Genomic DNA, 8079 nt, shown 5'->3' on the forward strand with positions numbered 1-8079 from the left:
GAGGCCTATGTGTTGATTTAATGAAAGTTGGAAGGGAAAAGTTTTTGAAGGGGTTGGCAATTTGTTTGGGGCCGTCGTTAAACAGTTACATAAAAGTGAAGTTGAGTTAGTTTTACACGCCCCTTGTTCAACCATTACAGTTATAGTACGAGGTTACTAAACCAACGAATCTTGATTAGCAAATACGTGCAAAGTCAAAACCATTGGTCAGATATTAAAACAGTATTTATCCCTAAATAATCATCAAAGATCAACTTTTAAATAACGTTTTTTTTTTAGCAACTTTGCACCTTACATTATTTGAAGCAGTAATAAATGATTAAATATATCATCCCCCTTCTATTCCTAATAACAACATTTGGAATCAATGCACAAAAAAGAGCCAAGGTCAAAATCGTGAAGGCCAACCTCGGTCAACAAAGAGCAGAGCTTGGTCCGAATGTGCGATTACTTATAGGTAATGTTGTGCTTAAACATGAAAATACCTTAATGCATTGTGACAGTGCTTATTTTCATGATTACAAAGACTCTACATTTATACAAGCATTTAATCATGTACATATCATTCAAAATGACTCCATCCACCTGTATGGAGATTACCTGACCTATAATAGTCTTGAAGGAATCGCCAGAGTACGTGAGAATGTACGGATCGTAAAAACGGATATCACTGTCCTTACAGAATACTTAGACTATCACCGGGTTGAAAATTTTGGTTATTATTTTAATGGTGGTGAAGTATTGAGCGGCCAAAACACTTTGATAAGTGACCTCGGCTATTATTACCCGGATTGGAGTGAAGTGCATTTTAAAGATTCTGTTGTGGTTAACAACCCACAATATACAATCTTCTCAGATACTCTTAAATACCATACAGTTACTGAGGTAGCTAGCATCTTAGGTCCTACATTTATTAATAGCGATAATAATCTGATATATAGCGAGGATGGCTTTTACGACACGAAGAATGACGTTGCCCAGTTATTTAAAGATGAAAAACAAAGCTATGTCCAGGGCACGGAAAACCTTCTATTGGGTGATACCATCTATTATAACAGACAGCTTGGTATTGGTGAAGCTTTTTCAAATTTTGAGCTTCATGACACCACTAACAACATGATTATAACAGGGGATTATGGTTTTTATAATGAGTTGACAAAATATGCACTGGCAACACAAAGAGCTGAGTTGCAACAAATTTATCAGAAAGACACATTGTATTTGCATGCTGATACTTTGCAGGCCATCCCATTAAATGAGGAAGATAGCCGGTTAGTAAAAGCTTACTACAATGTAAAATTCTTCAGAAAAGATATGCAGGGACGTTGCGACTCAATGGTATATGACTTCAGGGATTCTACAAATACTTTTTATAACAACCCTGTGATTTGGGCTCAGGATAACCAGATGACCGCCCAAACTATAAAACTATTTAGCCGAAACAATGCTTTATACAAAGCTGAACTTAATAACTCAGCGTTTATTATCGCCCCAGAGGATAGCCTCAGCTATAATCAGATCAAAGGTCGCAATATGGTTGGGCATATTCGCAATAATGAAATATACCGTATTGATGTTGACGGAAACGGGCAAACAATATATTACCCTAAAGATCAGGAAGCGGTGATTGGAGTGAACAGAGCTGAAAGCAGTAACTTAACAATCTTTTTAAGAGACAGGAGAATAACAGGTATAAAATTAAGAACCGATCCAAGTGGTAATTTAAACCCTCCATATTTCTTACCTGACACTGATGTTAAACTACAGGGATTTATCTGGTTGGATGCGATAAGACCTAAAAATCGATGGGATATTTTTAAACATACTGAAATGCCTGATATGGATGAACTCAACAAGGCCTACGACGATTATCAGTTTAGTGACACCGATAATAACTAAAAAAGGGGCTTTCGCCCCTTTTTTGCTCTCTTAATATTCATCTTCATTAAAAAAGAAGTCTTCCTTACTCGGATAATCCGGCCAAATATCCTCGATGCTTTCAAAAACTTCTCCTTCGTCCTCTATCTCCTGAAGGTTCTCGATTACTTCGAGGGGCGCACCAGAACGAATAGCAAAATCAATTAATTCATCCTTTGATGCCGGCCATGGTGCATCTTCCAGTTTAGAGGCAAGCTCGAGTGTCCAATACATAGCAACTCAATTTAACATTAATATAATTGTGTTCTTTCTTGTTTTATTTATCTGCGAATATAAAAAAAAATTCCAATCCTACAACTTCGAATCCAATGCTATTTTATTATCAACAAATTTGTTTGATTAATGATCAGTATTTGCTTATGAACATTCCTAGTGCCTGTTATGATAGAAAAGTATAAACTTTAGTGCTGATTTTCTATCGCTAACAAGATAAATGAATACGCAACTGATAATCGAGAATCGTCATAAAGCAACACGCTCATTGACAACATCCGATTCGATCAAACCATCCCTTAAGCGAATGATCCGATGGGCATGTTGAGCAATATCTTCCTCATGCGTTACTACAATAATAGTGTTACCCAATTGGTGGATTTCCTCAAACAGCTTCATAATATCTACAGATGTCTTTGAATCTAAGTTACCGGTCGGTTCATCTGCCAGTATAATAGAAGGATTATTCACTAAAGCACGTGCGACTGCAACGCGTTGCCGCTGACCTCCTGACATTTCATTAGGACGATGATTCATTCGATCTTCAAGCCCAACACTTTCCATTACTGCATTTCCCCGCTTTTCCCTTTCATTTTTAGAAATCCCCGCATAGATAAGTGGTAAAATTGCATTTTCCAATGCCGTATATCGCGGTAATAGGTTGAACGTTTGAAAAACGAAGCCAATCTCTTTATTCCTTATCTCAGCTAAGGCATCATCTGACAAACGGCTCACATCAGTTCCATTGAGGACATACTTCCCGCCTGTAGGTGTATCTAAGGCTCCAATTATATTCATCAGGGTTGACTTACCGGAACCTGATGGTCCCATTATAGCAACGTATTCTCCTTTATCAATTGTTAAACTTACTCCCTGTAAAGCCTTTACCACTTCGGCTCCCACGTAATAGAACTTCTTTATATCGGAAATTTCAATAACCTGGTTCTTCATCTGTTTGGTTCATTTTAGTTATTGTCGGAAGGTGCTTTTTTATTAATAATGCAAATCAATTGAGCAATGAATCTCATTAACTTTTGATCTGTTTGATCAATTCATTCATAACAAATATAAACTTTTAGTAGAGTTATCATTAATATCTTACTATGAAATGTTGTTTTTGACATTCACGGCGAAAAAAGACAACCCCTAATTGAAATAGATCAATCGAAACGGTAACCCGGGGATGTTTGCAGATAATCTCCCAGGCCTCTTCCATCCCTTTTGACCAATGGATATCGTCAAAAACAAACACACTATTATTACCTGCCTTTGGCAAGCAAGTATTGAAATAGTCGAGAGTTGCCTGCTTTTGGTGATTTCCATCAAAAAATACAAAATCAAGTTTATCGTATTGAGAAACAACACCTGGTAATACATCTTCAAATTGTCCAACAATCTGGTCAACATTAATGCAATTCATTTTAGCAAATACGTCTTTTGCAACATGAGCCGTTTCAGGGCATCCTTCGATTGTTAATACTGTTCGTTTTTTATCTGCCAAGGCCAAATACAATGTACTGATCCCTATGGAGGTTCCCAACTCAAGGATATTATCAGGTTTCGAAGTTTGAATTATTCTGAATAATAATTCGCCATACTTAGGAGCAATTGACGAATTTCGAACAAGATCTGATACTGCTCTCTCTTTACTTTTAAAGGTCATACTACCAGCACCATAATCAACCATTTTTATTTCCTTCTTCGATGAGATAAGTTCAGCTTTTAGCTCCTTAATTTCTTCGAAAGAATAGTAAGAATGTTTGCTGTAAAAAACATCCCTCACCAAATTAAATACAAAAGGACTGTGCAATCCATATCCTTTTGCATGTCGAGACTTTATTAAATAATTCACATAACTCCTTACCTGAAAAAAATTCACTTCACTTTCTTTTTAAGATGAACAAGTACCGGTCCTTTTATAATTCAAAGCTCCTATCTTTGAGCCAAACTATACATTATATGGCAAAAGGCAAAGGTAAAAAACAAAATAGTGGATCAGCGGGGCAAAATCGAAAGAAAACAGAAGATTTTCTAATTCAAAACAGGAACAAGCCCGAGGTACACGAAACTGCATCGGGCCTGCAATATGAAATTATAAAGGAAAGCAATGGTCCGAAACCCGGAAGTAACTCTTCTGTAAAAGTTCATCAGCGCGCCATGTTATTGGGAGGTAAAGTTTTGGATGATACTTATAAGGATGCGACTCCTTTGGAATTTAGCTTAACAGAAACGATTGAAGGGTATAGTGAAGGGCTTCAGATGATGTCAATAGGTAGCAGATACAAGTTTTACATTCCTCCGGAACTTGGCTGGGGCAAAAAAGGCTCTGGCGGAAGAATTGGCCCATATGCCCTCACTATTTTTGATGTTGCACTATTGGAAATAACAGATTAAACAAGACACTTTTCAATGTTGATCTAAACACTTTGTACATGCAGTTGTTTAGCTTTTAGAATCAACTTTCAAGGGATAAATCTGAATGAACTCATATATAAGACAACTCATAGAACAAATTGAGGAATCAACAAAAAAAGCATCCAATAATTTAGGTGAGGAAGCAGAAGAACTAGAGATAGATGGCTTATTTGCAACCGAATTTTTGCAAGGTAAACCAAAAAGAATTTCAAAAGTTGTTGGTATTGATAAATGCCAATTCCCACCTAAAGATAGGTTAGACAGTAGCCAAACTAAGGAATTACTTCAAGCAATAGAAACATTATTAAGGGCATATAACTGGGAATTTATGTTTCCCGAAGATGTTAGTAATTCGGTAAAATATCAATTTGTTATTGACCATTGGGACTCAAAACACGTTCATTGCCAGCAAGGTGTTGTGCAAATAGAGACCTGCAAATTCGATGAGAACGATTGTCCATTTCCCGGTCATTGTAAAGTTTGTTATAGCTTCAAATGTAATGAGGACAAAAGTCACCATCACAGCAAAGGAATGATTGACTTTAATAGCCTGTTACCTGAATTCAGTGAAGAGGAAGATGCGGCATTACGTCAAGATGTTGAAAAGTTTAAAGCTTTAATTAAACAACCCAAGAACGAAAATTTCATTACAGGCATTCATAATTATTGCGATGGACGCTGTAACAAGTGTTCATTCACTAACCGATGTAGCTCTTATGCTTTAAATAGCCAATTGGAATGCTTGCCTGAATCAGATAGTAAGAAAAATGAAAATCAACTCAAGGTGATTTTCAAAGCCACTACTGAGTTAATTGAGGAAGAGCTTTCTAAAAAAGGAATTGATATTAATGATGCTTTGGCAGATTTAGATGACACTGAAGTTATACCTAATACTAAACACGCACTTGAACAACAGGCTGAATCATATGCTGAGAAAACCAAACGCTGGCTTGAGTCAAACCAGATGGAACTGGAAAGCCGTATTGTTGCCGAGCCGGAAACAGGTGTACAGTGTGCCTTTGAAACTATTTCCTGGTTTCAGCTTTTTATTCCTGCTAAGATAAGTCGTTGCATTGGAGGCCTGGTAAAAGACAATCGATCTGAAACAGATTGCTATGACGCTCATGGTTCAGCTAAAATTGCTCTCATAGCAATTGATCAAAGTATTAATGCCTGGGAAACTATACTGACGCATATACCACAAAAAGAAGACAGCACGCTTAATATTTTAAAACACTTATCTAAATTAAGAAGGGATATTGAAGAATTTGTTCCTGAAGCTCGTAGTTTTATCCGTCCAGGATTTGATGAATAAAAAAATCTGAGAGAAGCTTTTGGAAAATTTAAGAATCACGAATTAATTCTGTTTGTGCATCTCTCAGACATTATCGCATAGCTATAGCGAAAATTGCCTCCCGTTGTAGGCAACCCAATGGTACCATTGGTTTTAATAAATTTTAACCGATGTAAAACTATTAATTTATTTGAGAGTTAGCCACCTCAAATGTATTTTTTTGTCTAAAAAATGAGTTTTTTTTGATACTTGGTGCTTTTTTGACTTTAAACGCCCTAATTCGCAGTGTAGGCGCTTGTTTCAGAAGTACTCCATCGTCTGTTCGATTGCATCAAATACTTGATGCGATTCATCAAAAACAAGTCTGAAATCTTGTTCGGCTTGTTTAATCATTCGCTTTGATTTTCGTTTTTTGCCTTCCTTAAAAAGCAACTTCCCGTAATGGAAGCGAATATTTCCCAGCACCTCACCATTATCATGATATGCCAGAATAATCCGATCGTAGATCTCATAAAGAAGATTTTGCTTCTTCTCTTCCAGAAACAAACTGTTTAATTCGTTTGGTATATCAGGTGAATAAGGCGATTCCAGTAAAATATCATATCCCGTTTCAAATGCAACAGAATCATCATCAAGAAGTACCGATGCTTTTAATAAGTATAATTGATTGGGGCGATAATTCTCATGTAAATCGTCTGCCTTTACAAAATAATCTTTTGCTTCCTGCAACTGATTGCTTTTCAACAAAAGAATACCAGTTATCCGAGCCGCATCAGATTTACTGAGTGAATCAGGATATAGTTCGTAGGCTCTTTTGCTATAACTAACACCTTTACGGGGCAAACCATCAAACAGATAGGTGACTGCCAAACTATAATTGCATAAAGCATTGTCAGGGTTTTCTTGTAACGATTTCAGAAACCAGTTTTGAGCCTCAAAATAGTTTTCGCGTAAAGATTGATAATACCCCAATGCATACAAACTCTTACTATCATAAACACCAGATTTATAAGCCTCCATGTAATACTTCTTACTTTTCTCGATCAATATTTCCGATCGTTCTCCCCAGCGATCGCCAAAATCGTAGAAAACCCGGTTATAATAATCACCAAGAGCTTTTTTAATACGATAATCATCAGGATAGCTTTCTTCAAGATTTAACAAAACGGTATCAACAGCAAATCGAAAAGGGGTATCACCATATGGTTCCTTTTCTCTTAAAGTAAGCAAATCTTCTCCTTCGCGCAGATTAATAAATGAGAACTGCCGATACATATAACTATGCCAATGATGATTCATCACAAGCTCAGCCTGCTTTAGAACAAGATCAACAGTTTTATCAGACTGATCTGACAAATACTCATATGCACTTAAGTATTGTCCCTTTTCAATTAACGAATCTACATGTGCCTGAGCTCTAACCTTTCCATTAAAGGCTATTATTGAACAGCATATTAGTAAGACGAAATATATTCTTTTATAATCCAAATCGATATTGTAAACCTGTTATTACTTGAGTTCGTGAGCCAAGAAAGCCTAATTCGGCCCGAACTGCCCAATTTTTATTATACTGATACTGGGAACCTACAACAAAATTCCACATTTTTTCCTGTCGCTTATCAAGCGAATATTGTACTGTTTCTGCTCTTGATGCGGCATCAAGAGCACTTCCGGCAACGCTTAAAGCTTTGTTTGCAGCTGCATATTTAGCAATATTAATTGGATCTGCCTTTTCTCCTAGCGTTAAACCACTCCACCATTCATCTAATCTTACTTGTCCGTCAGACACTTTTTCCATTGCTCCTTGTAATTGATCGTCTAAGTTGGGTAAAATTTCGTTAATACCTAATGAACCTGAAGTTCCGGTATTCATTTTTACTCTAAATCCACCTACCCACACAGCCAGGCTCTGGCCAGGATGTCCAAATTGAAAGTTTTTACCAACCCTTGGACCAAAAACAAATACCTTGGCCGGCTGATCCAATTCCGGAATATCGCTCCAACTCCAATTCAGATCTAAAACAATAAAACCACCTGCAACACCCATTGTTGGTGTCATACCAAAACCGTAGGTAGTTGCTTCAAAGTCGGCTGTGGTATTAAAATCCATTACTTTCACCCAATTCCATTGAAATCCCAGGTTTGGATCAATATGAAAATCACCGGGTACATAAACACCAAAATCTACATTGGTTTTGTTATGCGATCTGGCAAAGATC

Annotated in this window: 7 protein-coding genes and 1 pseudogene; 3 read left to right on the forward strand and 5 right to left on the reverse strand. The window is 36.8% G+C overall.

Going from position 1 to position 8079, the window contains the following annotated elements; genetic code table 11:
• Positions 1-315 precede the first annotated feature (315 nt).
• The gene (locus AC4MRQ_RS23785) at positions 316-1899 is read left to right on the forward strand and encodes an OstA-like protein (RefSeq protein ID WP_491200226.1); all 1584 of its coding nucleotides are present in this window, start codon (positions 316-318) and stop codon (positions 1897-1899) included.
• A gap of 30 nt (positions 1900-1929) precedes the next feature.
• Here the strand turns inward: AC4MRQ_RS23785 and AC4MRQ_RS23790 are convergent, their stop codons facing one another.
• The 3 genes from AC4MRQ_RS23790 to AC4MRQ_RS23800 all read right to left on the reverse strand — a co-directional run bounded on the left by AC4MRQ_RS23790 (position 1930) and on the right by AC4MRQ_RS23800 (position 4030).
• Positions 1930-2151 carry a DUF2795 domain-containing protein gene (locus AC4MRQ_RS23790; RefSeq protein WP_143304314.1) on the reverse strand — a complete coding sequence of 74 codons (222 nt, stop codon included), beginning with the start codon at positions 2149-2151 and terminating at the stop codon, positions 1930-1932.
• Between the two features lie 249 nt (positions 2152-2400).
• On the reverse strand, positions 2401-3102 hold the full coding sequence (locus tag AC4MRQ_RS23795; RefSeq protein WP_491200227.1) for an ABC transporter ATP-binding protein: 702 nt from the start codon (positions 3100-3102) through the stop codon (positions 2401-2403).
• Positions 3103-3241: 139 nt separating this feature from the next.
• Positions 3242-4030 (reverse strand): O-methyltransferase, encoded by a 789-nt coding sequence (locus tag AC4MRQ_RS23800; RefSeq protein WP_491200228.1) that lies wholly within the window; start codon positions 4028-4030, stop codon positions 3242-3244.
• An 80-nt stretch (positions 4031-4110) separates the two neighbouring features.
• Here AC4MRQ_RS23800 and AC4MRQ_RS23805 point away from each other — a divergent pair, with 80 nt between their 5' ends.
• Together AC4MRQ_RS23805 and AC4MRQ_RS23810 are read left to right on the forward strand one after the other, a co-directional pair.
• Entirely contained in the window at positions 4111-4545 is a 435-nt protein-coding gene (locus tag AC4MRQ_RS23805) for an FKBP-type peptidyl-prolyl cis-trans isomerase (RefSeq protein WP_491200229.1), read from the forward strand.
• Positions 4546-4630: 85 nt separating this feature from the next.
• Positions 4631-5881 carry a hypothetical protein gene (locus AC4MRQ_RS23810; RefSeq protein WP_491200230.1) on the forward strand — a complete coding sequence of 417 codons (1251 nt, stop codon included), beginning with the start codon at positions 4631-4633 and terminating at the stop codon, positions 5879-5881.
• Between the two features lie 279 nt (positions 5882-6160).
• Here AC4MRQ_RS23810 and AC4MRQ_RS23815 read toward each other — a convergent pair whose 3' ends face one another.
• Together AC4MRQ_RS23815 and AC4MRQ_RS23820 are read right to left on the reverse strand one after the other, a co-directional pair.
• Entirely contained in the window at positions 6161-7348 is a 1188-nt protein-coding gene (locus AC4MRQ_RS23815; protein WP_491200231.1) for a tetratricopeptide repeat protein, read from the reverse strand.
• Positions 7338-8079: pseudogene (locus AC4MRQ_RS23820) on the reverse strand (hypothetical protein); the annotation flags it as partial. The gene AC4MRQ_RS23815 and the pseudogene AC4MRQ_RS23820, both read right to left, overlap by 11 nt.

It is taken from the genome of Carboxylicivirga sp. (assembly GCF_982718395.1).